Below are 24,169 nucleotides of genomic sequence, written 5' to 3' on the forward strand. Positions count from 1 at the left end.
TCCCAGACAGAGTTGTCCTTCGTCCGGCTCTGGTGAATCGCTAGACGGCGTCGGCTTCGACCGTCAGAACGAGGAAAGTGAAGCGGGAAACCGTCGATGCCTATGTCGAAAATTTCCCGCTTCACGAGCAAAGTCGTTCAGTTAGCTAAAAATGCTGTTGGTGGGCGAGGCGAAGTCGCCGCCCCCGAAGGGGGTGGCGGCTTCGCCGAGTATGCGGTAGTGTCGCTGCACTGTCTGCGGGTTTACCTGGAAAAATCCTACCGAGAAGCACTCGATTTGCTGAGTGAGATGCCACAAATACTCGGGGAGATCGGCCTCAACGCGGCCGATCTTCCCGACCACTCCACGCTAGTCAAGTGGTTTGACAGAATCAAGACAGCGCTCTGGCGAGTACTGCTGCGCCTCTCGGCGCAGCTGCACGAGCCAAGCGGTCACGCCGCCATCGACGCGACGTTCTTCGACCGCGAAACCGCCAGCAAACACTACTGCCGCCGGACGAATTACCGCGTCCAGACGCTCAAAACGACTGCGCTCGTCGACACAGAAAGCCACGCGATTCTGGACGTTCACTGTACGACCGAGAAACGCCACGACACACAGCTCGGCTGGCAGGTCGCCCGCCGCAACGCGGGCGACCTCGCCAGCCTCGCTGCAGACAAAGGCTACGACTGGATGGAATTACGCGAGAAACTCCGCGATGAGGGCGTGAGACCACTGATCAAACACCGCGAGTTCCGGCCCATCGATCACGCGCACAACGCGCGGATCGATGGGCCTCGCTACCGCCAACGATCGACGTGTGAAACCGTCTTCTCGACGATCAAGCGCACGCTCGGCGACGCCGTGCGTGCGCGAGCGTGGTTTCGGGAGTTCCGCGAAATCGTCCTGAAATGTGTCGTTCACAACATCAAGCGAGCCGTGACACCGTGAAATCAAGCTACGTCTGGCGATTCACCACGGCCGAAGGGACATATACTCGCACATTTTCTGAATCAAATAGCCAGACAGGGCATCCCTACAGGAATGCCCCATTTTCCTACGATCCATCTCAGGATTATTATACTGAGCCCGATCGGTGAGCAGACCGATTGACCAGCTGTTTCAGGCAAAATGCCATCTGAAGAATTGGAGTTCAAGGGCGTCACATTACTTTCACCAGCTTCGGGGGCGAGCAGTATATTATCCAACGAAACTCGAAAGACCCCAGACTGTGTTGGTTAACCCGCCTGATAGCTGCACTACTCGGGAACGGGCCCGTAGCGAGGTGTTCCGCATACCTGGCACTCCCAGATCGGCTGCGCCGTCCACTCCTCGTCAGGAATCGATTCCTGGCCCTTGAACTGATGGTTGGTCGCTCGTCCGCAGTCTTGACAGTCGAGACAGGTCTTCGTCGGTATCAATGATAGTCGGCTCTCCGAACGCTCGTCTGCTATCGCAGTGAGGGCGATCGCTGGGACCAACCATATCTCGTCGTCGGCGTCGTCAATGATCTCTTTGAGGCGTACTTGGTCACGGATGCCATTCCCACGGTGATCGTAGAGCCGTGTCGGCGCCTGCTGTTGGTTCCCGACCGCGTCCTGTCCGTGCCACCCTGTTCGGTCACGGGCGGCTGTGAGCAGTTGCTCACTCTCTGTTGAGTCAAGCTGTACCGCGGCGGGGAGCGACGGCCATCGATCAGACAGTTGAGTCGCAGGCGTCTCGTCGAGATCGTAGATGAGCGTGTAGTCGTCGACAGCCGGTTCCGCGTCGTTGGAAGCGAGAAAGTTCGCGGCAACCTCGCCCTTCGCTACGGCGCCGTAGAGGTTGGTCGACTCGACGACCATGTGGACGATCCCGAGGAACGTTTCGTCCGTCGTCTCATCCGCACTGGCGGCTTCGGTATCGAGGTGGTTTGAGAGACAGAACCGACATTTCGTCTGTCCAGCCGGAATCGACGCGCCACAGGACTGGCACTCCCTGTCGGCGTCCGTCGACTCGTCGGGGTAGTCCCACGTACTCGTCGCCATGCGTTGTCGCTGGGGGTCACCGTTACACCCCCTGTTGACCTGCTCGTCCGGAATGTGAGACGCCTCGCCGGTGGGCCGCAGTTCCTCGAAGTCGGAATATCGGTTGTGCATCGGTTGACTCATAGCTTCTGTCGGTATCGCATTTCAACGTCCGGACGCCCTCGCCTGCAATGTACTCTTGATTATACAAGATAGTACAAATATATGTGGGAGTGAAGCGCGAACAGTGTTCCAAGAGGTACCAAGCATGCCAGAATCCTCGCGAGATGGCGGTCGGTCGTGGAGTGAGTCGATGAGCGCCCGCGACCGCATTCGGGCGGTTGCCGAGACACTCCGCGAACCCCGATCGATCAACTGGATCAGCGAGCAGGGCGACGCCGCCTGGAGCACGACCAACGAAGAACTCCAGGCGCTCGTCGAGCAGGGCCAGCTGCGTCGCGTCGAGGCCGGCGAGACGACGCGCTACCAGCCGGACTACACGCGACTGCTCTTCGAGGAAATCCGGATGCTCATCGAGGAGAACACCCGCGAGGAACTGCGCAACGAACTGGCCGCGATCACCGAGGAGATCGAGGAGTGGCAGGCGACCTACGACGTCGAGACATGGGAGGAGCTCGAACAGTCGCTCGCCGACGGCGACCTCACAAGTGACGAACTCCACGAGCGCCGTGACGTGATCACGCGGTGGGAGGAGAATCTGGAGGACCGTCACCTGGTCAAGCACGCGTTGGCGCTCTACTCGGATGTCGAAGCCGCTCGCGAACAGCGGATCGACGTGGCTGGCCGCGGCACAAACTAATTTTCGTGATCTTCGAACTTGTGGGCGTCATCGAAGGCGACACAGCTACTCGCAGGACTACTCATCCCCCCTTTCCCGGAGATCGGCTGCTGCCTTCTCGAAGTGGTCCGCGAGGAACGGCGTTCCCGACGTCACCCGCTCCTCAAGGAATCCGACGGCGTCAGTGACCGCATCAGCGTCCCGTTCTGCAGTCGCGACACAGTCGACATACCCGTCGAGTGCCCGACTGAACGCACGCGAGAAGTGGCCGTAGGCGCCGTCGACGCGCTCCATGTTGTCGTCGAGCGACTCGACGAGGGCCCGATAGACGGTCGCCGCTGACGCGTACCGCCCTTGCTTGCGGTACTCGTTCGCGAGATCGAACCACTGCGTGAAGTCGATGGGCTCGAAGACGACGTGGTACTCAGGATTTGTTTCTTCGAATCGCCGGTCGATCGCGGTGCGAAGCTCGTCGACCGACTGTGTCGTCGGCTCACCGACGCGGGCGAGAAACCGCTCGCGGAGATCCGCATCGGCCGCGAGTTCGTCACGCAGGAACGTGCGGAGTTCGTCGGCGTCGGCGTCGTCGAGCGTAGCGTCGAGTTGATCGCCGTCGTCTGGCGGTGGGTCGTCAACACACCGAAGCAACACGGCGACGACGTGCTTGCACGCTCCCGGCCCGTCGTACGGACAGTTGCACCACGGATCAAACTCGTCGGTAGCGAGGTCCACACGAACGTCGTGCTGACGGCTGCCGCTCACGACAGCGGTGACGGTGCTGTCGACGCGGTGAATCTCGTGGATACGGCCCTCAGAAAGATATCGTTCGCCGCGTTCGAAGACCGTGTCCGTACAGACATCTCGAACTGTGTCCTCAGTTACGTCCATGTGCGTGGGTGGTGCTCCGGCGCAAGCGGGAAAAATTGAAACGTCGATCTCATCCCTACGGTGGGTTTGACGCACTGTTCAGCCGTTCTAACTCATCGTTCTCGTATGCTGCTCGCCACATCGTATGGACGGCACGCGTCACGAGCGAGACCTCGGTCACATCGATACAGGACGGCTCGGCATCCGTCGTCGTGGCCGCGGGCGGAGAGTGGAAATGAATCTCGGGAGAATGTGTATTGGGGTGGCGATCGAAGCGCCAGTTGACGTCGTCGCTATCGACGTAGTGAAACGAATACATCCCCAGTTCGCTCCACTGGATATCGAGCCGAGCGCTCTCGGCGTCGCCGAGTCCATCGCTAAGACTGATCTGCAGTTCCGTGGGGGCGACGGCATCGTCATACGCCGTTTCGTCGACGAGCGGTTCGAGTTCGAGCCACAGATCACGAATCCGCTGGAGCGCCGGGAGATAGATCGGCCCGAACTCGCCGGCACGGTCGTCGCCGTTCATACTGCGAGCTGGTGGCTAGCCTCGTCGTAGGCAAGTGCGGCTTGCGCGACGGCGAGATTCTGCCGCGTCGTGCGCCACGCGCTAAGATCGTCCCAGCCGTCCGTCTCGTCAGCGTCGAGTTGCTGGGCGAGTTCCTCCGGTGACACCACGTCGTAGCGGTCCTCGTAGCGCCGGATCTCGGCCTTCATGTCCTGGATGCTGTCGAGTAACTCCGGCTGATCGACTTCCTCACGCAGTTCACGGATCCGTGACATCAACACCCGGTCGCTGTTGCGCTTGTACAGCGTCGTTTGGCCGTCTTGCTCCGTCTCGGCGAACCTGGTGTTCACGAGCGTCTTGCAGTGGCGACGTGCCGTTGGCTCGCTCACGAGGGCGCGGTCGGCGATCTCTGCTGCCGACTGCCCGTCGTGGGTCTGTTCGACGATTTCGTACACTCGCTCGAACGGTGTGGTCTCTTCTTTCCAGTCCGCCTTGACCTGTTCGTTGACGTCATCCCACGTCTCGGTCATACTGGTTGTTACGGGGTAGAGGAACAAATAGTTTTCTGAGAAAAATATCTAACCTCAGTGCTTGTAGGCGAGCGTTGTCAGGCTACCTGCTTCTCTAACGTCTCGCGATGCGCTCGGACAGTCGTTGGCGAGACGTTTCCAGACTCGGCAACGTCACTTTGTGTCACCCCCTCCTCCTGTTCCTGCCCCGCTTTGTAGAGGCAGGCGGCCGCAAATCCGGCAGGATTGACACCAGTCGTCACATCGAGGTCCTCAGCCCGCTCCGCGAGCCGTCGGGCCCGCTGCCGGATCTCGTCGGGACACTCAAGGTCCGAGGCGAGTCGCGGAACGTACATACTGGGGGTGACGGGCTGGGCAGGGAGCCCCAGCTCCTCGTTCAGCGTTCTGTACGCGTTCGTGACGCGCGATTCCGCGACGTGGGCCATCTCGCTGACCTCGCCCAGCAACCGGGAGAGTCCGTTGCACCGGCAGGCCCCGTACACGCTGGCCGCGGCGATGGCCTCGATGGATCTGCCACGAAGCAAATCCTCGTTCTGGGCACTCCGGAAGAGCTGACACGCCTGGTCGCGCACTGAATCAGAGATATCGAGGGCGCTCACAAGCCGGCGGACTTCGCTCAACCCGTATGCGAGATTCCGTTCGGCTTTGGATCGCCACCGGCCACGGCTCTGCTCACGGCGCATCCGAGCGAGCCGCCGTCGCTTCTTCCCAGAGAGTGTGTTCCCCTTCGCGTCGGTACCACGACCGATTTTCGTCGGTAAGCCTCGATCGTGCCGGGTGGCGGTGAGTGGGGCGCCCGTTCGTTCGCACTCCTCGTCGTCGTGTGCCCGCCACTCCGGCCCGTGATCGATACGCTGTTCATCGATGACCAAGCCACAGTCCTCACAGACCGTTTCGACCGCGTTCGTCGTGACCCGTCCGTCGCACTCGGGACACTGGTTACCGCTTGATTCCGTCTGGACGTCTTCGTCGAAGCCAGTTTCGTAAATGTCTCTGGTTGCCATCGTTCTCACCGTGATCAGGGAACTCGCCAGTACAGCGAGCCCCTCACCCATTGAGGGGACAATAAAAACTACCGGAATACGGTTATACTGACAAGGGGTTATGAAATTAGGCCAGCTGAGTCAGGACTGATTCTTCCTGTATGACTACTGAAGCAAGATCCTGTTTAACAAATGGTGAAGATGACGTTCCCAATTCCAAGAGTTCTCCGTGAATCCTGTAGAAATCCATATACATTTACTTAGATAAAAGCCGATATGGAGCCAGTAAGTACATCAGCCGGCCTTTCTGGGTTGTTAGGTTTACTTAGCGGAATTTCTGACCAACTAGAATATTGGCGAAATTACATGGGTAGACACGTTCAGATAGAAAGTGTCCATCACAGACATTACCCGTCCTTGGGAAAACAAAAGAGACACGCTACATCATTGAAGGACAGATAGATGAGGTAATGTCATTTCCACCAGGTTTTATGTTAATAAACGTGTCTGAGCGTATCCTCGAACGAGATGTTTCTGTCCAATTCCAACCAAGTTCCCCTAAGAATCGATTGCTCCAGGAATCGAATCAACGATTTGTGTCGTTCCAATCCATCAAGCAGTTAGAGTTCGCTGATCCCTATCAAGGGTGAGATGAGGTCTGAGAGAATTTACCGGAAATGGTTGAATTTTAACATAGCCTGATCTAGTCCCGCGATTATCTCCCTCTACAACAAACTGAATACTCTATCCGGACAGCGCTTAGGACGCTGTCTCGTAGGAGTCCGCCGGTTCAAATCCGGTCCCGCGCACTCAACATCGCTCCCGTCTCGCGGTTTTGCTTGCGCAACCAAGCATGACCGCCGAGCAAAACGAACGCTGTGCCATTGAGATCGAGCCGAGTCGCACCATCAAACTCGCCCCGAAAGCGAACACCGAGTACCTCAACGAACAGCAACTCGCCGACTACCGAGAGTACCGATACGAGTTCATCAACTGGATTCGGCGCGAGGGGAAGAACCCCGAAGCGTACGAAGGATACAGCGACTACACTGCGTACGAGACCGCGTACAGGACTGCGCGTTACGACGCGTGGGTATGGGACCGAGAGGACCGATACACCACCCCACCGGCACCCGCGCACGCTACCGCGTACGTCGAGAACAACGTCGCGTACCGAGACGTCGCCAATTCGACGAAAGGGAAGGTCGAGGAAGCGCTGGCACGGTACCACGACTGGATTCACCGGACGCACCACGTTGACGAGTGGGATCACGAGCAGATCTTCAACTCGTCAGGCGGAGACGCGCCGCGAGACTTTCTAACCCGGCGTGAACGCCGGCGGGTGCGCGAAGCCGCTCTCGAAACCGGTGACTGGCGGGAAGCGTCGATCATCCTAGCGTGCCTGGATGCCGCACTCCGTCCTGTAGAGGTTCGACGCGCGAGACCTGAGTGGGTCGATGTCGATAACGAACTACTACGCATCCCGCGCGAAGAGAGCTCGAAGAACGAGCAGGACTGGCGGACGAGCATCACGACACGATCCGCGAACGCACTCGGTGAGTGGTTAGATGTCCGCGCAGACGACGACAGGTACGACGACACGGACGCGTTATGGCTCACTCGGGTAGGAACGAGATACTCCAGTCGGTCGCTCTCACGGCTCGTTAAACGCATGTGCAGCGCTGCAGGCATCGACTCGGCCGGGCGGTCGCTCACCCTGTACTCCCTACGGCACAGTACAGGCACCTATTTGACCGCGGAGCGGGACTTAGCGGCGACGAAAGCCCAGCTCCGGCACAAGAGCAGTAAGACGACCCTCAAATATGACCAGGTGCCCCCGGACCAGAGGAGGGACGCACTCTACCGTATGTAGTTGTGGCCCGGTGCGTGACCGGTGAGCCGATTCGCGGTGAGTGAGTTGAAGCCCGGGTGGCGAGTGAACCCAGCCACCGCGTTACCTCTATTTTCTGATACGGAGGGTAAATCCCTCAGGCCCACCCTACCCCCATCTTAGTGTCAAGAACCCCCCTCAGAAACAAGTAAAACACCCCCGATTAAGCGACGAGAGAGTTTCTTAGACCCTCTAACCAGCCTTAGAATGACAAGGCCGATTTTGCACATCAAAGAAGTGATATGCGGGTATCTGCCCGGGTAACTGTACCGCTGCGAAAGGCACTTACCCGGGTAGTTACCCCTCGCAAATCAGTTTCTGAGTGAGTAAATTGGCAGAAACCCCGGAAGCTACCAAGGAAGATACCCAGGCAGAAACCTGTTACCCGGTTTTTGAGGCATGACACGCTATCTCCCCCTGTAATCATGCCCCTTCCCAAGACCCTGATTTACATCAGGACCGACGTCAACGACAGCACCGAACAGCTCGCCGACACCATCGAGTACGTCCGAGACCGGTTAGTCGAAATCCCCACCGAAGCCACTCAACCACCGTTCGACCGCAACACGTACGAGACGCTCCGCGACACAGCGAACGTCACGTGGACCGGCGACGACGAAGAAACGTACCCGGAGAAGCTCGAAGCAGAGCTTCGGAAGGCGCGCGACGAGCAGTACGACCACATCATTGTCCCGCACCTGTACACGCTGAGTGAATCGCTTCGAGACGTTCACAAGACCATCGACAGCCTGCACGCCGCTGGCGTGAGCGTTCACGTCGCCAGCCGGCGCGTCGCACTGAAACCCACGAACAGCCGCCTGCGCTCACTTCTCGCAGACTGTGCCGAGTTCGAACGGAAGGATAACGCTCGCAATTTGGACCCGATCACGGCCGGTGAACGACACAAGGGAGGTCGCCCGCCAGCGGGATACGTCGTTGAGAACGGGTACCGTCGCCCCGGCCCAGAGTACGACAAGGTGGAAGCCACGCTGCACGAAGTCGTGAACGGGAAGATGTCGATTCACCGTGCCGCCGCGCGCCTGAACGTGAGTCGAACGACGATCAGGAACGCGGTCGAGAAGCGACCCGAGTTGTACGACCTCCCCGAAGACGCCGCGCTCCCGTCGCAGTAACGCCGCCACTGTTTTTCTGAGTCGAGTCACTGCAACCCGCCGTGTTACCGTGACGGTGAGGCGCGCGCAGGTGGTTCGACAGGAACTCCGTCGAAGGCTCGACGTATCAGCGTACAGTGATAGAGGGTGGTAGAGGGTCCGGAATGGGCAACCCTCTACCAGCAAAACCCCGGTGCTGCGGAATGATCGAGTGACGATGGTAGAGGCGGGAGAGGCTATTTCCGAATTTCAATATAGCTGACACACAGTGTGTCGAGTACTGTAGGGTACTGAGTGTTTGTATTTGTCTTGAATTCTGCACTTTGAAAACACCCTCTACCACCTCTACCACCCTTAGACAATCACCGCGCAATGTAGCGATTTTCTTGGTAGAGGGTGGGGGTGAGGCAAGCCTCTACCACCCTCTACCACAGTCACTCGACACGTTCGACCACGTCGCCCGACCGCCGGTGCGATGAAAAGTTCGTACACCGCGCGTCGCCGGCAACACCCGCGGTCGAACCGGCCGCTCGCCGCCCCACGTTTAAAGCCTCGATTGGATTGGAACTTCTAATCTGACTGTTTTTCGATCCGATCTCCTAACTTGATTTGGGCATATTCTCGGTGTAGGAGTGTTTCACGCCGCGTTTAGCTTAGTGTGTAATTTTAAATCTCGGAAGTTCGGTTTTCGTTGCTGGTGAGGTTTCATACGTATCACGGGCAGAGTATTGGGTAAGCGCGGACGGGAAACATCGACGCACTCGGGGCCTGCGGCTGGGCGTGAGTGTCGGAACAAAGTGCGGGGCGCACCACCGCCCCGCGGTGTCCGGTTCGCGTGATTCGCTCGCAGGAGCGTGTGAACCAGACATGTACGACAACGCGAGCCCGCGTCAAGAACCCAGCGGGTATGAGTTGGAGCCAGCTCGCATAGTGCTGAAGAATGGCGAGGCGTTCGACGTCGCGCATCACGACCGGACCGAGTCGGACCGGTGGGTGTTCGCGTACGTCGAGTCGCGGGACGGCGGAATTGATTACCGGTTCCCGGCGTCGGCGGTGCTGTACATCGACACCAGCGACGGCGACGGTGACGAGGTTGAGCGTGTCGATGACATGGCGGATGCGCCCGTCACAATGCAGGTGATGGGTACGGGTGCGACACCGCCAATGATTGAGGACGACGAGGACGAGGACGAGACGCTCGTCGCGGACGGTGGAGGCCCGGTCGGGCAGCTCACGCTCACCGGCGACGAAGCAGACCACCAACTCGTCAAGCACCGCGAATCACTGCACGTCGAGACGAGCAGCATCGACCGTGACGACCCGGTTCGGTACCGCGAGACGTTCACGGACCCACGCACCGGCGAGTGGACGGCGGTCTCGCAGACGTACCGAGTCGGTCACGTCGCGCCGGTCCGCGACACGGTCGAAATCTACGCGGTCGGTCAGGATGGCGAGGGTGACCCGGAGAAGGTACACATTGAGGACGAAGACATCGAGGATCTGTCTCGGTGCGTCGAGTGTGAAACCCTGATGGTGTACGACGACGCTCGGTGCGACGAGTGTTCCCGTAACGGGGGTGGTGACCGGTGACCCGAGAACCTCAGTGTCCGGACTGTGGGCAGACGACCGAGTGGATCACGGAGATTGACCGGTTCGGTATCGTCACGGACATGCCCGCGATCTGCGACGGGTGCCAGGCGGATCGTTCGACCGTAGCCGCGTTTGAGGACGTGACGATGGATAACGACGTGTGTGGAGGTGCTACGCCCAAATGACTCGGAACATCGATGTCGAGCCGGGTGAGTCGGTGCAGCCGCGCATGAGCCGCGGTCGCTGGGAGATCGACGCCGTCGCGGTCGGTGCACCGCGCACGGTCCGTGTCGACACGGTCACCGAGAGCGACTTGTGGCTGAAGACCGAGACAGGTGAAATTTATGTGAGTGATTCGGCACTCGCCCGGTGCGAGTGCGGTCAACTCGTCGCGCTCGGTGGCGTGTGCTGGCGGTGCGGTGAGTGTGAAGCAGCCGAGATCGATGGAGTGGACGTGGTCGAGGATCGCGTGAGTGAGTCGATGCGCGCCGCAGACGGGTACTGGCAGGAGGAGCAGGAGTACCGAGAGCTGAATGAATTGAAGACGAGCAGGGTGCTACTCTAATGGCAGGTGAGGAACTGAACGACGAGTTCGACGGGACGAACATCCCGGGCGCGGACGGGTACGATGCGGAGCTCATCGATAACGAGCCGACGGACCCAGACGCGGACGTGGAGGAGCTCGCCCGTGAATACGTGAGTGACGCGAATTCGGTGAGTATGGAGAACATTGAAGTCCTGCAGAACGGAATCCGGTTCGCTGACCGTGAGGATAGCGGGATCGGCGTGAGCAGTATGCGTGAGATGCTTCGCCCGGACGGTCGTCGGGTGAGTGAGTCGGTCGATACCGCGGAACTGTTCGCGTTCATCAAGGATACCGCGGAGGAGTCGAGCCCCGCGACTGAGTGGGAGGAACCCACCCCGAGCGACGCTGTAAGTGAGTCGAACACTGGTGAAGTGGACACGTTGAACCTGGACGGTGACGCGTTTAGTGCCGGTGTCTTGTGGGGAAGCGTGAAGAACGCGTACGAGGAAGCCGTGTACGGTGACCACCGGAAAGAGACGGCGCGTGAGAAGGTCGCTGAGGCGTTGGAAGCGGAGACGGAGTGGATGTGGATCACCGACCGGTCGGACGAGCAGCACACGGAGCTGTGGCGGTACGACCACAGTGAGAATCGGTGGAAGGATGACGGGACGCTGTGGATCAGGCAGAAACTCCGCGAGGAACTCGGGTCGCTGTGCGATAAGGCCGAGTGGAACAAGGTTCGAGACCTCGTCGCAACGGCGAACCCGGTTCACAGCGATGAGTTGAACGCCACGGGTGACGACCGGACGCTCATCCCGTTCGAGAACGGCGTGTTAGTGCTGGAGAGCATCGAACTGGACGAAGACGGTTACATGAAGACCGGGCAGTACACGCTGCTGGAGCACGACCCGGCGTTCAAGTTCACGTTCCGGTTCGAAGCCGCGTGGAACCCGTCGCTCGCCCAGTTTGACGTCATCGACGAGTTCATGCGCGACATCACAGGGCCGTTCGGTGCAACCGACCAGACGACGGACATCCGCACGCTGTGGGAGTTCGCCGGGCACTCGTTCTTCGAGTACTACCACCCGGAGGCGTTCCTAATCTTCAGCGGTGAAGGCGGGGACGGGAAGACCGTGTTCTTCACGGTCGTGCAGGAAGCCCTCGGTGACGATAACCACACCGGGACAACATTGGAGAAGATCGCAGACGGGCAATTCAGCACGTGGCGCGTCGCGGAAGCGCGAGCGAACATCGCCCCGGAAATCGGCGGGTCCGACGCCGTCATTCACGACATCAGCGAGTTGAAGTCGATGACCGGTGCGGACATGATGGAAGTTGAGCCGAAGCACAAGGCCGCGTACGACGTGCGGAACTCGGCGACGATGATGTTCGGGTCAAACAACCCGCCGGCGTTCACGGAGAAATCTCGCGCGTTGAAGCGTCGCCTGTACCCGGTCGAAGCGCCGTACACGTTCCACGACGACCCGGACCCGAACGACCCGCGGCAGAAGCAGAAACGGTCGAAGCCGGAGTTGCTGAGTGAGTTGACCGCACCGGCCACGCTCGCCGCCGCAGCGGTCCGCATGGCGGAGGGTGCCCGGAGACTGCAGGTGAACGACGAATTCACGCTCGGGCAGGAACTGAGCCCGGATGAACGCCTGGAAGCGTACGAGGAAGACGCCGACCCGATGGCGGACTTCGCGCGGACGTGCATTGAGGAGGACCCGCACGGGCCCGGTGTCGCGCTGGATGACATCAAGGACGCATACGACGCGTACGCGTTGGAGCACGACCACCCGGAGAAGCCGCGGAACACGATTAAAGGCCAGTTGGAGCGAGCGCGTGACCTGCAGATTCGACGGTCGGACCCGCGTAGCTGGACGGAAGAAGAGGGTGACCGGACGGCCGTGTACAAGGGAATCCGGTTCACGGGTGCAGTCGCGGAGTACCTCCCAGCGAATGCGTTCTGGGAGCAGTACGACGGGTTAGAGAACCCGCACGCCACGGACGACGAGGACGTGAGTGAGTCAGTTGAGTTCACCGACGTTGAGGATCTGGATCCCGGTCGGCACGACGTCCGCGTGACGGTGAAGAACGTCCGCGAGGACCCCGCGCCGTGGTTGTTCGACCAAGGAGTGGTCGGTGACGACTCGGACGTGATTCGGTACGAAATCCCGGAAGGCGAGCAGTTAGAGGAAGGGGCGGTGTACCACTTGATGGACGCGGTCGTACAGCCGGATGACGCCGACCTGAAGCTGCAGATCGTGCCCGGTATGACGGACGTTCGGTTCATCAAGGACGGGTCGCGGGATGATGACCAGGAACCGATGGACGCCGCAGACGACGGCGTGAGTGAGCCGAACGGTGAGGAGGACCGAGGAGACGCGGGCGAGTCGGTCCCACAGAACGACCGCGTGCAGACGGTGAAGAAAGCAGTGAAGACAGTCGGTGACGGCGGGAAGGGCGCGCCGGTCGCCAGGGTGAAGGCGGAACTGGCGAAGGCCAGTATCGACCCGGAGAAGGCCGAGAAGGAGATTAAGAAGCTGCTGATGAAGGGTGAACTGTTCGAATCGACAGCAGACCACCTGCGGGTGACCGCAGAATGAGCCGAGCGGGCGGTCCCCCGGTCAGTGTGGACCCGTCGATAGTGCGGTTAGTTCGGGTGTACGCGGACGACCTGAAGGAGAATCTCCCACGCCCCGGTCGGTCATGGGAGTGGGTCGAGTGCGATCTCGACCCCAGCCTGCAGCAGCGCCTAGCGTCGCACGATCTGATAGTGAAGGACGGTGAGACCGAGCGGTGGCGTACGACTGAGCGGTTCTGGAGTTACGTCATCTACCGGTTAGGCGTGAGCGAGGACGCGCTCGGGACGGCCCTCGGGCAAGAACAACTGTTCGCGTCCGGGACGGACGTCACGAATAGTCAGAGTCACGCCCGTGTCGACACGGACCTGCAGCCGGCCCATACGGGTGAAGCAGTGCAGGTGACGCTCACCGGTGACGCCGCGACGGTTGACGACGACGAGATGGAGTTAGTCGAACGGCACGCCGCGAAAGGCCCGAGTGACGACGAGGACCCCGCGAAGGGGACGCTCCCCCTCGGTATGTACACGACGTCCGAGTGGGACGGTCCGACCTTGTCGAAACGTTCGCTCGCCCGGCCGACCGGCACGGTCTACTAACCCGGCCTCTCTACTATCTAAGCTGAGTCAAGTGGCTGTAACGTCGGTTCGCAGAGATACTCCAGACAGTCCTCCTTGTCGGACAGAAAGACTTCGTTGATACTCTCTCCTGACTATCTTGTGGACACTTTACGATCTCAATTCGCAAAGAAGTATTCACTGCTACAGGTGAGCGTAGCTGCGAAAATGAGTCCCGCGCTACGACCAGCCGGCCTCTCGACGCATCACGTCGTCACGGAGTTCCTCTATTGTCTCCACGATATCGTCGTCGTCCATCATCTCGACACGTCGAACCGTAAGTTCCTCTCGGAGTAGTGTCGTCGTCCGGCTTACGATGTTACTGTTCGACGGTGGATCGTCGTACGTTCCCTCCTCCTTGATTTCGTTCAGTGTGTCGTGACAGAGAAGGTCACCGCATGCGTGCGTAACAGGGATGTACCGTGCGAAATCGTGGTCTAGAACGTCGTTGGCGAGTTCTTGGAAACGGAGAACTTGCTTCGTTCTACTGTAGTCCCGATCCTCAACCTCTCCAGACTCACCTTCCTCGTAGGTGAGCTCAGCACCCCACCAGATCCGGTGTAGTGCGTTAGAGTATGCGTCCGTCCCAGCCCCCAGGAACTTCTCCTCCATGTTCCCTGGACTCTCTGGATCGAAGACGTGGTCCCACCGGTAGTGAACAAACTCCGGGAATCGAACGACACAAAGGTAGTGCCAAAGACCGGCATCCGCCGCCTCGTTGCGCGTCAGGTCGAGTGTACGGTGAAGTGTCGGAGCCAACTCGGCGTCTATGAGTGAGTCCTGAGCGTCGATGTCGTCGTCAGCACGGATTTCCTCTATTCGCTCGTCTATAGGACTGAGGTCTATGGAACGACCCAGCGGCTGTAAGTACGGACCAAGGTCGTCCTCGGTGAGTTCCCGCTCGCCCGCGAGGAAGCGATTGTCGATCATCGGGTGGGCCGCACTCTGCAAGTGGTAAAGTTCAGTCGCCACTCTGGATCGCCTCCTCGATAAGATTCGTCGTGTCGGACGGGATGTCGTACTGCTGATGCACCGCACGTTCGATCCGCTGGACGAGATCTGGGATATCGACGTGACTGCGAACGTCTTCGGCAAGTCGGATCGCCGCTTCGTCCTCCCCGAGATCGGGATACAAATCGTCCAAGAAGATGTCTAACACGTCTTCCTGCCACCGGTACTCTGGTTCGCCGGTGTCGGGGCTCGTGTCCCGTGCTGTCTGCATTAGTAGCTGCGTCCAGACGGAGTGCTCAATGTAGTCGTAGAGTACATCGCGCAGCCGTGGTGGCCCACCCGTAGCTCCCGTATTGTTCAGAACTTCCACCACCTGTGGGTGTTCCTGGTTCAGATAGAGTTGGGGATTTCGCGGCGCCTCCAGGCTGAGATAGTGGATATGGTTCTCGTCGGGGAAGCTGTCGTAGTCGCTGAAGTCCTCTATGATCGGCATAAGAAGGCTTCCACCGTCCTCCCGCTCGTCAAGTCGAACGATCCACGAGAGCCCATCAGCGACTCGTGCACCGATCTTTGACGCGTGTTTCGACCCACCAGAGCCGCCTTTCTCGGTTCTGGTGAGGAACGGCTTGATCTTCACTCGTCCACGGTGGTCGTCACGGTTGATGCTCATAGTGAACTCGTAGGTTCCTCCATCTAGGGGAGAGTCGGCGAGTATCTGCCGGTCCCGACTCATTGCGAGAGGGTTCTCCTTCACCAGTGCGAGGCGACCCGGCGTCTCTTCCCACTCGTCGAACGGGAAGATCTCCTCAACAGTATCCTGTTCGACGGAAACCGTACCTTCCAGCTCCAGACTTTCCCAGTTACCCTCGTCCACCAGCGATAGAAACTGGTCGTCCTCGTCGAGGTTTCCTCTATCACCGAGAGGAGCCCCATCTAGACGGAACGATTCGACATCGAATTCGAGCCCCTCTTCCTCGTACTCATGCGGGAGAGACTGGTTGACTAAGCTGCCTGTCTGGACGTCATCTTCTCCTTCTTCGTCCGGTTCTGTTCCTTCGACTCCCTCGTTGACAGTCGCCATTACTCGTCCCTCCGTTCTGCCACGTCAACCGACACCTTCAATCTGGTCTCGACTTGTCGGTGATCTTCTGTTGACACACCCTCGAAGGAGATCTTCGATGTTCCAGGAGCCGGTTCCAGCCGCCCGACTTGGACTCCATTCTGTTCCGGGAGTGATATTGAGACTCCAGCCGTATCTGACGAGATGTTCTGCACGGGAAGACGGTCCGACGTCGCTCTCTCCTCGGCCATCCGGATCAAGGAGACGGTGACTGCTCGTATCTCGTTCTGGTCGCTCAAAGGCTCCACCTCACCGTTGAACGACCAGTGTGTGTACACCTCGTCGAACGAGATGTTTGTGCTTCCGGTGACGCGCTGACTACTGGGAGACTCACGATCAGAACGACCACCTCGTGATTCGTTTCCAATATTGAACCGGTTTCCCAGACGCTGAGGCCCAGTCGTGCCTCGGTCAACGTCGGGCGCGACGAGTCCACGTAACGTTTCGGTCACGTCAGACTTGATACCCTCTACTGCGGTCCGGAACCCCCTGGAGTAGGTGTTCGCCAGTGTCTCCGTTCGCACCCACTCGTCGTGCTGAGGTGGCTCCGCAGCGGTCAGGAATTCCTCTACGGTAGTGTCTTCATCTCGTGGACTCTCGTCGGTTCCCCATGGTCGTGCGCGCCCACCGAGGAGGACGGCGTGGAAGTCCTGATTTCCGACGACGACTCTATCTCGGTCGTAGTACTCGACGACCATCCCCGCACCTCGGACGAACGCCACCTCGTTCCGATGCTGATACTCTCCGGTATCTGCACGTCGGACCAGCAAGTCGAGTTGGGTATCTGCACCGCCACTGCCGTCGTTCTTCTCGGGGACGTCGAGTGAGATGGCCGCCTGCGCGACATCTCCGGGTTCGTCCAGCTGACTGACCGAGTCAACGCGGTCGTCGAGACAGCTTGTGAAGGGTTCGTACTGCGGATACTCGTCGATACTTGCTTGTTTTGTCTCACCCTCCACTTCGACTGCTACCTCCAGATCACCACGATAAATCGCGGGCCAGAACCATTCGATTGCCATCTCCGTGATCTGGTCTGCTAACTCTTCGTCTTCTAGTCGCTCTTCCGCTGTAGGTACGCGGAAGTCTACAACTTGGATACTCGTTCCCGGTCCGTCTGGACGACTCAACTGGAGTTCGTCCGCTATCGATTCGGCTTCTTCTCCCCAGATGGACTCTGGCCTCGCGCCCTCCTCGTCGCCGTTCAAACCGCCGTACCAACCGTGCCCTTGGTACACCGTATCTCCGTCCTCCGACTTGTGCGTCGGTAAGCGTGTGCGACCGATCAATCGAGGGGACTGGTCTTTCGGGTCGGGCTCGCTCAGCGTTGAGTTGAACATGACGAGTGACAGGCCAGAGTACAGCCAGAGGACAGCCTTCCCTAGACCGTAGCTCCCGCCGGCGGTATCTCCTGATTTACTGCTGAACAGGACGTCACGGACTAGTGCAGTGAAGTTCGATTCGTCGGCGTTCTCCTCACCGAGTAGACCTTCTGTGTTCTGGTCCTCGATAGTTAGAATTCGGATCTTCTCGTCGTCTTTTATACGCTTGATCGCCTCTGCGATGTGCTTGCCGCTCTCTGTGTCTGTCGCTAATTTAGCGTGCTCTGACCACGTATCGATATCGAGTGCTCTGAGGTACTCTATGGCCTCGTCGCCTTCTAACGACTCCAGTTTGAACGTGACCCGTGCTGGTTGATCGTTGTCTAACCGTGCGTCGTTCGAGTTCTGCAGAACCTCTCGAACGAACGTCTTTAGCCCTGGTTCACCGTGCGACATCGCGTACTTTGCGACGTCGTCACCGTATCGCGCATCGGTCGGTCGAGAGGTTGTGAATCCCCACTGACCGCTCATCACGACACCCCTTCGGTGTTAGCGAATGTGACTGCAGATGTATCAGAGAAGTGGGCGCTACGATTCATAATTGCCACAACGCTTCCCCGTCGACATAAATATGTGCGGTGTGCTTTCGGTGTAGTTCCACGTTTGCGATCAGAACTGTTCACTTGGGGGAGCACCAGTTGCCAAGTAGTGTGCACCGATGAGATCGAGGCGGACTTCATTAAGTTCACGGGACCGACGATACGTGTCTGAACTTAGTCTATCGAGAGCGACGACAGAGAAACGGACCTCGTCTCCATACTCGTTCTGTAGTTTAAATAGGCGACTCGATATCGATCCGGTCGTACCCACTTCTTGAACTGTTTGACTCCACCGCTCCCCCATTTGGTCCCCGCGCCACAGTCGAAACGCGTGTATCCCGCTACTGTCGATCATGTCTCGCTCGGAGAGCGGACGGCTCTCGGTCCAGCCGAGTCCCAACCAGTGTTGGGCGGTCACGTCACGCCAAGGCTGCCAGGACGGTACGGTATACGAGGACCGTTCTGCGATGTCCTTTAGTTCCTGATGCAACTCGCCGTAGGAACCGCTCACGTGCTCGGCAGGCTCTCGGTTCAATTGGACCATAGGAGTCCAGCCGATCTCCCGCCGACAAATAGCTACCAAAGTCGCCTCTATGGCCCGACGATGTCTCCGATTCGCCGATATCGGGGGTGTCGTGACAGAGACCTCCATCTTACCCCCCGCGATCTCAGTAATTTGCTGAAGGGGACTGGCAGCACCGTGTTTGTCTCCCGTCTGCCGACCCGATTCACTCACTCCGGCCGAGAGATCAAGCCCTACGCGCTGTCGAACGCCCCCATCTGAACCAGACTCCCCCACATACATCAGACCTGGGAGTTCTGAGTGTCGAACCCGGTAGAGGCCTGGGCGGCGTGGCAGTTCTTTACGGAGTGTCTTCGAGTCTCGAAGGTCGAACCATCTTGACCAATCGAGCCCCATCCACGTTGAGGCCTGGGGATCCGGTTCGAGTCGAGTGAGTGGTCCCGGGACGTCGAGCGTTCGTGTCTCAGCTGCACTCCGGCGCGTAGTCTTATCAACGGTGGCGAGTTCCGACCGAACGGTTGACTCGGGAAGCGAGAGTATCCGGGCGATTGCGTCACTACCGGGGACGTACTGTGAGAGGATCCACGTCGTCGCCTGTCGATTCGTCAGTCTGCTCTTGTCCACCACCGCTACGATGTCGTCAATAGCGTCTACGGGAAACTCCGAACAGGAGACGACGAACCCATCCCCACTGCTCAGTTCTCGGTCTCCAATCACCTTTCCGACCTGCCGGTCGTGAGCGGTCGCAACGGCGTCTCGGCCAACTTCTGTGAGGCCGGTTTGACCGGCCACAGTGTCCCAACATCCGTCCGCCTCTGCTAACACGTACAACAACCCGTCGTCGCTTCGACCAACAGGAAGAGGGTCGAAGCCCGTGAAGAGCGTTTCAACGTCGATTACAGACGTACTTTGCACTTCTCGCAGACCCCTAGCGAGTGAATCGGCCTCTACGTGATACTGGGCAGCGACGGCTTCAACGATATCGCTGGAGACGGGTACACCGACGAATGGGTCCCCGACGTAGGACGAGTTCGAATCCGGATCCAGAAATACTCGACACTCGTTCTCGTCCATCAGACTGTACCCCTTACCGAACCCTGCGACCCACTTGTCCGTATCGGATTTCTCTGTGGTTGCAAATCAGAACTCGTCCAACTGGCGATTGTCATCCTTTTTACGCTTGACGTCCATCCGCGCGTCGTAGTCGGAGTAGTCCACACGCCCATCCGAAATCCCTTGTTCGTCTTCGTACACCATCAACCACACTCGAACCAGGTAGTAGATGAACGGTGCAGGAATCGCATTCTTCGCTATGTGACTCTTCGGATACGGTCCTGGTGGGTAGTTTTTGACTGCCGCCCACCACTCTCTGGAGCGTTCTGAGAAGAAGAACGACGAGGTCTCGGCTTTCTCAGACGGTCCATCTGTCGTCAAGAGCCGCTTCTCACGTGGTGGCTGTGGAACCTCGAAGGAGGTCTCGAAAGCGCGCTTGTACTCGATTGGCATACCGAACATCCGTCCGTTCAGAACGACGGGATCGTCAAGCGGTGCGCGCGGAACGTTTTCGATGATGTGGTGATCACAGTACTTCTCCGCGAGCATCCGTGCGCTCGGGATCATGTTCTCGTGCTCGTCGGGTTCCCCCGAGATACTCGTCGTCGCCGCCCATCGTGAGCAGACTGGGTGGAACAGTCCGAGATCGAACGTAACGTCGTCCTTGATCGGGAGGTCCCACTCCTTGTCCTCGATGTGGGCGTCTGCTTTGATCGGCGTACTTTCGTTTGTGTCCTTGGGGTCGATTCCGACACGAATTACGTTCCCGAAGTCGCTGAGGACCTCTGATTCCGTCCCGTAGTCCGCGAAACAGTGGAGGATTAGTGGCTCTTCGCGTGCCGGTCCCCCATCCGAAGTCATACGGGATCACCTATCCCGTATTCAGACCTCTGGGATCCGCTAAGAGAGCTCTCTGCAGAGTACATCTGTGTAGAGTCCGTGTAGAGTGTCACTGGTATGCGCTTAGAAGGTGGCCCAGTTTAAAGCCTCTATCTGAAAACGGTACTCAAGCATAGTCCGATTCACGCAGCTGTATTGAAGAAACCTCGTAAGGTGATGAGTTTCAGTAGGCGTGCTGGGTACATGGCATGTTTTCGGAAACACAAAACAAGTTGTTTCCTAAGGTGCCAGCGTTGGGACCTCCTACGGTCCGATATTCCGGCTCTCGGAAGAGATACGAGTATTCTTATGACTCTGCTTGCCACACCTATTCATGGTGTTTGGCCTACCTGACTCGGCGGTTCTAGGTGTGGTGGGTGTGGTGATCGGTGCAGTGCTTCAGCACGTAGGTGCGTTAGCGAACCTTCACCGGCAGCAGGCGGCCCAGGATCGGCGACTTCAATCGCAGGAACGGATCCGATTCAAAGTTGAATCGTTGGTTGAGCTCTTTCAGCAACTGGATACGACTCACCGGATTTTGAATGATAATTCGAATACGGCGTCAAACAGCCCCTCCTCAATCTCACAGCAGGATTTTATGAATGACATCAAGCCGGCAGTAGATGAGTATCGGGATGTGATGCGGAAGAACCAGATCTATCTAACCGATGACCAGTATAATGATATGGAGGAGGCATTGGGACGGTTCCGCGAATCACTGAATTTCATTCAGTGGAAGATACAAAACCCAGGACGTAACCCACCTAATCACCGTCAGATGCCGTGGATTGGGTTTATGGACGCCTATGAAGAGGCGACAGAAACGCTACGGGAGGAGATTAACGCACCGATTGAAGACGATTAAGGGCTTGAATGTCCGGAAGATGAGCTAAAGAGATGGATCCGACAAGGTGGATGATTAAAGGGGCTTTGGTGAACCTACCTCTGTATGCAAACACACGTACTATCAGTTGGTGTTTTGCCGGGACCCAATAAACTTCAGCGAGAATATAGATTACAAAATGTATCTTCTTAACACGTACACATGAGTGATTTGGAACCATTACAACTTCAACAGCTCTTGGACCGGCGGGAGAGACTGCTACTCGAATATGAGGACTTGGAAGGAACTCAGATTGAGAATGACCTAGAACGGATCAACGATATGGTTTATGCCGTCATGCAGAACTGCGATGAGTTATATGAGCAGTTCAGCTGGTGGGACGAATTTGAGGGGTATGAGGGGACAACAGCTGAAGAAAGAAAAGACTTTGATCAGGAATACTCTCGGCTTTTCCACAATTGTGTGACTGCAATATACTCCCTCATTAACCATACCCAACGCTTCGTGAACAAGTACGGGGACGAATCCTTCCAAAACACGTATTCCTCAACGATAATGGATTATGAGCTTTCGGAGCGCGCCCATTTTCTAACGCAGTTGCGTCACTACACCCAGAAACGGACCTTACCACCGTTACGCCGCTTTAGCCACTCACCTGGAGGCGACGAAGACGATATTTATCGAGTTATCGTTCAAAAGGAAGACCTCTTAGAGTGGGATGGGTGGAACGCAACTGCACAAGAGTATATCACAGGACTGGATGACAGAATTGATGTGACTGAACAGATTCTGGACTACCGAGAGGCCGTTGCAGACTTCTATGACTGGTTTGATGAGTATGCTAGGGACAAGTTCAAGACAGACCTAGAGCTTTCAAACAAGATGTACAATGACATCATGAACTACGATCCTCGTTTACGCAGTTCTGATTGGTGAATACATTCTCGCTATCTAGCATGCCCGTCCTATTAGTGGCTGAGCGTTTCAAAAGATCACTATGCCAATTTTAATTGACGTAAGCAGATCGGCCAAGAAACTCATTCTGTCCCGAGAACCATGGCTGGCGACTTTGTAGCGCTACGCCTGCTTTGCCGATTCTCGGAAGTAGATGCAATACTCGTTGGCGAAACACTGCTCACACAGCGGTTCAGTCTGACAGACCAGCGCACCGAAATCAAGCAGAGCGAGATTGTACAGACGGGCCTCGTCAGGTACTAGTCTCTGCGTGAACGCTAACTGATCAGCTTCTGTCTCTGGCCACGTGTCTCGAAATACCCGACTGTACACCCTCTCAACGTTCCTGTCGAGCACCGGCAACTGGTCACCACGGCCGAAGCACAACGTAGCGTTCGCTACGTACAGGCCCACTCGCGGAAGTTCGATAAGCGATTCTGGCTCGGTGGGGAGGTGATCGTGCGTCGTGGCAATCTGCTTCAGTGCCTCTGCTCGCATGTTTTGAAATCCGAGAGGCTCGATAGCTTCGACGAGTTCATCCTCACTCGTCTCCGCTATCTCGTCTAGCGTGGGGAATCGTTCTAGGAACTCCGGATAGACTGCTGCGACGTTGTCAGCCGGCGTCTGAGTCAGGAAGAACTCCGCTACGAACACCTCGTACAGGGTTCGATCAGGTTCACGCCACGGATACTCACGGAGGTTCTCCTCACCCCATTCGAGCAGGTCTTCCCGAAACCGGCGCTCCGTCTCAGACGACATCAGTTCTCTCTCAGTCGTCGGCGACGGAGGACTCGACGGACGGCGCAGCAGCGCCGACGTGCGAGAGGATTGCCTGTCCCATGTACTCACCGAGTTTCGGAGGGACTGCGTTACCAATCATCCGGCCCAGATTCGACACGCCGACGTCCTCCCAATCGTCGTAGAAGTCGTAGTCTTCTGGGAACGTCTGAAGCAGAGCCCCTTCAAGGATCGAGAGTGCTCGGTTCTGGTCCGTATCGTAGTGTCCAAAGCGACCACTTCCGTAATTGTAGAACTGCGTCGTGATCGTCGGAGAGGGTTCGTCGGGCCGCATACGACTGTAGGGTGCCTTGTACGAGCGTCCGCTCGCCTTCCGGTGACAATCCGCGAGAAGGTGGTCGAGGCCTTCTTCTTCCCAGAGAGTCCAATCTCCACCGGGTTCCATGTTGTCTATACGCTCCAGATTCTTCTTTGAGAGAGAACGTGCTCTGTGTACGTCGTTCTCGTCACAGACTTCCCCTGCTTCGATTGGTGGTAGGTGATCAATCGTGTCTTTGACCGTCGGGTAGTCGTCCTCGTTCTGGATCGGGGGGTCGGGTAGAGAGAGGGGTCCCCGCTTGGATGCCATGACCACCCACCGCTTCCGCTTCTGTGGGATCTCGTATTCGGGACAGTAGACGTTCTTGTTCTCGTCACTGTTGACGTGGTAACCTTGGGATTCGAGGCTCTGGATGAACGAGTCGTAGACGCCGTCCTCTTGTTTCACCTGGAGTACGTTCTCGGTGACCACCACGTCTGGTTCGACGTATTCTGCGATCCGGGATACCTCATTCAGCAGCCCCCACTTTTGATGGTCCTCATGATCTTTTTCCTTCGAGTGTCCCATCGTAGAGTACGGCTGGCAAGGCGCACACGCCGCGAGAACCTTTAGATCCGCATCCCACGGGTACATCTGTGCAATCGGTTCGGGGTCCTGTGCCAGCGCGTGGACGTCCGCTCTGACGTAGTCGCCGTCTATGTTCTGTTCGTACGGGTACTTACAGTCCGGGTCTTGATCGATCCCTGCGACGACCGAGATGCCGGATTGCTGGAGGCCATAACTGAGCCCGCCGGCCCCACAGAACAGGTCCACTGCGGCTACCTTCATAACCCTCTTTCCCGCGTATCATCACATAAGCGTTCGGCAAAGTCGTCGTCCC

Annotated in this window: 22 protein-coding genes; 10 read left to right on the top strand and 12 right to left on the bottom strand. The window is 58.0% G+C overall.

Annotated features, from left to right (window positions below; all coding sequences use genetic code 11):
* Positions 1 to 102 precede the first annotated feature (102 nt).
* On the top strand, positions 103 to 930 hold the full coding sequence (locus LCY71_RS17575; RefSeq protein ID WP_225333347.1) for an IS5 family transposase: 828 nt from the start codon (positions 103 to 105) through the stop codon (positions 928 to 930).
* 308 nt (positions 931 to 1,238) lie between these two features.
* On the opposite strand, the gene LCY71_RS17580 is transcribed toward LCY71_RS17575, so the two are convergent.
* Entirely contained in the window at positions 1,239 to 2,117 is an 879-nt protein-coding gene (locus tag LCY71_RS17580) for a biosurfactant protein 1 (RefSeq protein WP_225336228.1), read from the bottom strand.
* 136 nt (positions 2,118 to 2,253) lie between these two features.
* Here LCY71_RS17580 and LCY71_RS17585 point away from each other — a divergent pair, with 136 nt between their 5' ends.
* Complete coding sequence (locus LCY71_RS17585; protein WP_225336229.1) at positions 2,254 to 2,805, top strand: DUF7342 family protein; 552 nt, start codon at positions 2,254 to 2,256, stop codon at positions 2,803 to 2,805.
* 57 nt (positions 2,806 to 2,862) lie between these two features.
* On the opposite strand, the gene LCY71_RS17590 is transcribed toward LCY71_RS17585, so the two are convergent.
* From LCY71_RS17590 to LCY71_RS17605, 4 genes are all read right to left on the bottom strand, one after another.
* Complete coding sequence (locus LCY71_RS17590; protein WP_225336288.1) at positions 2,863 to 3,672, bottom strand: SWIM zinc finger family protein; 810 nt, start codon at positions 3,670 to 3,672, stop codon at positions 2,863 to 2,865.
* Between the two features lie 55 nt (positions 3,673 to 3,727).
* Positions 3,728 to 4,180, bottom strand: a complete 453-nt coding sequence (locus LCY71_RS17595) for a toxin-antitoxin system TumE family protein (protein WP_225336230.1) — start codon at positions 4,178 to 4,180, stop codon at positions 3,728 to 3,730.
* Complete coding sequence (locus LCY71_RS17600; RefSeq protein WP_225336231.1) at positions 4,177 to 4,689, bottom strand: winged helix-turn-helix domain-containing protein; 513 nt, start codon at positions 4,687 to 4,689, stop codon at positions 4,177 to 4,179. The genes LCY71_RS17595 and LCY71_RS17600 overlap by 4 nt, the downstream gene beginning before the upstream one ends.
* A 77-nt stretch (positions 4,690 to 4,766) precedes the next feature.
* A complete protein-coding gene (locus LCY71_RS17605) occupies positions 4,767 to 5,693 on the bottom strand; it encodes a transcription initiation factor IIB (RefSeq protein WP_225336289.1) in 927 nt (308 codons plus the stop codon).
* Positions 5,694 to 6,525: 832 nt separating this feature from the next.
* On the opposite strand from LCY71_RS17605, the gene LCY71_RS17610 reads away from it, so the two are divergent.
* The 6 genes from LCY71_RS17610 to LCY71_RS17635 all read left to right on the top strand — a co-directional run bounded on the left by LCY71_RS17610 (position 6,526) and on the right by LCY71_RS17635 (position 13,972).
* A complete protein-coding gene (locus LCY71_RS17610) occupies positions 6,526 to 7,545 on the top strand; it encodes a tyrosine-type recombinase/integrase (RefSeq protein ID WP_225336232.1) in 1,020 nt (339 codons plus the stop codon).
* 443 nt (positions 7,546 to 7,988) lie between these two features.
* Entirely contained in the window at positions 7,989 to 8,696 is a 708-nt protein-coding gene (locus tag LCY71_RS17615; RefSeq protein ID WP_225336233.1) for a recombinase family protein, read from the top strand.
* Positions 8,697 to 9,542: 846 nt separating this feature from the next.
* Positions 9,543 to 10,265 carry a hypothetical protein gene (locus LCY71_RS17620; protein WP_225336234.1) on the top strand — a complete coding sequence of 241 codons (723 nt, stop codon included), beginning with the start codon at positions 9,543 to 9,545 and terminating at the stop codon, positions 10,263 to 10,265.
* Positions 10,266 to 10,446: 181 nt separating this feature from the next.
* A complete protein-coding gene (locus LCY71_RS17625; protein ID WP_225336235.1) occupies positions 10,447 to 10,830 on the top strand; it encodes a hypothetical protein in 384 nt (127 codons plus the stop codon).
* Complete coding sequence (locus tag LCY71_RS17630) at positions 10,830 to 13,397, top strand: DNA primase family protein (protein ID WP_225336236.1); 2,568 nt, start codon at positions 10,830 to 10,832, stop codon at positions 13,395 to 13,397. Before LCY71_RS17625 ends, LCY71_RS17630 begins: the two co-directional genes overlap by 1 nt.
* A 56-nt stretch (positions 13,398 to 13,453) precedes the next feature.
* Positions 13,454 to 13,972 carry a hypothetical protein gene (locus LCY71_RS17635; RefSeq protein WP_225336237.1) on the top strand — a complete coding sequence of 173 codons (519 nt, stop codon included), beginning with the start codon at positions 13,454 to 13,456 and terminating at the stop codon, positions 13,970 to 13,972.
* A gap of 198 nt (positions 13,973 to 14,170) precedes the next feature.
* Here the strand turns inward: LCY71_RS17635 and LCY71_RS17640 are convergent, their stop codons facing one another.
* The 5 genes from LCY71_RS17640 to LCY71_RS17660 all read right to left on the bottom strand — a co-directional run bounded on the left by LCY71_RS17640 (position 14,171) and on the right by LCY71_RS17660 (position 20,416).
* Positions 14,171 to 14,920 (bottom strand): DUF6339 family protein, encoded by a 750-nt coding sequence (locus LCY71_RS17640; RefSeq protein WP_225336238.1) that lies wholly within the window; start codon positions 14,918 to 14,920, stop codon positions 14,171 to 14,173.
* A 31-nt stretch (positions 14,921 to 14,951) separates the two neighbouring features.
* Positions 14,952 to 16,022, bottom strand: coding sequence for a hypothetical protein (locus LCY71_RS17645; protein WP_225336239.1), 1,071 nt, complete (start codon positions 16,020 to 16,022; stop codon positions 14,952 to 14,954).
* Positions 16,022 to 17,911 (bottom strand): hypothetical protein, encoded by a 1,890-nt coding sequence (locus LCY71_RS17650; protein ID WP_225336240.1) that lies wholly within the window; start codon positions 17,909 to 17,911, stop codon positions 16,022 to 16,024. The genes LCY71_RS17645 and LCY71_RS17650 overlap by 1 nt, the downstream gene beginning before the upstream one ends.
* A gap of 138 nt (positions 17,912 to 18,049) precedes the next feature.
* On the bottom strand, positions 18,050 to 19,576 hold the full coding sequence (locus tag LCY71_RS17655; RefSeq protein WP_225336241.1) for a DUF8048 family protein: 1,527 nt from the start codon (positions 19,574 to 19,576) through the stop codon (positions 18,050 to 18,052).
* A 66-nt stretch (positions 19,577 to 19,642) separates the two neighbouring features.
* Complete coding sequence (locus LCY71_RS17660) at positions 19,643 to 20,416, bottom strand: hypothetical protein (RefSeq protein ID WP_225336242.1); 774 nt, start codon at positions 20,414 to 20,416, stop codon at positions 19,643 to 19,645.
* Positions 20,417 to 20,768: 352 nt separating this feature from the next.
* On the opposite strand from LCY71_RS17660, the gene LCY71_RS17665 reads away from it, so the two are divergent.
* Together LCY71_RS17665 and LCY71_RS17670 are read left to right on the top strand one after the other, a co-directional pair.
* The gene (locus LCY71_RS17665; protein ID WP_225336243.1) at positions 20,769 to 21,299 is read left to right on the top strand and encodes a hypothetical protein; all 531 of its coding nucleotides are present in this window, start codon (positions 20,769 to 20,771) and stop codon (positions 21,297 to 21,299) included.
* Positions 21,300 to 21,479: 180 nt separating this feature from the next.
* Positions 21,480 to 22,214 (top strand): hypothetical protein, encoded by a 735-nt coding sequence (locus LCY71_RS17670; RefSeq protein WP_225336244.1) that lies wholly within the window; start codon positions 21,480 to 21,482, stop codon positions 22,212 to 22,214.
* Between the two features lie 141 nt (positions 22,215 to 22,355).
* Here LCY71_RS17670 and LCY71_RS17675 read toward each other — a convergent pair whose 3' ends face one another.
* Positions 22,356 to 22,991 (bottom strand): HhH-GPD family protein, encoded by a 636-nt coding sequence (locus LCY71_RS17675; RefSeq protein ID WP_225336245.1) that lies wholly within the window; start codon positions 22,989 to 22,991, stop codon positions 22,356 to 22,358.
* A 10-nt stretch (positions 22,992 to 23,001) separates the two neighbouring features.
* Positions 23,002 to 24,117, bottom strand: coding sequence for a DNA cytosine methyltransferase (locus tag LCY71_RS17680; protein ID WP_225336246.1), 1,116 nt, complete (start codon positions 24,115 to 24,117; stop codon positions 23,002 to 23,004).
* Between the last annotated feature and the right edge of the window lie 52 nt (positions 24,118 to 24,169).

The organism is Halomicrobium urmianum (assembly GCF_020217425.1).
GTDB lineage: Archaea > Halobacteriota > Halobacteria > Halobacteriales > Haloarculaceae > Halomicrobium > Halomicrobium urmianum.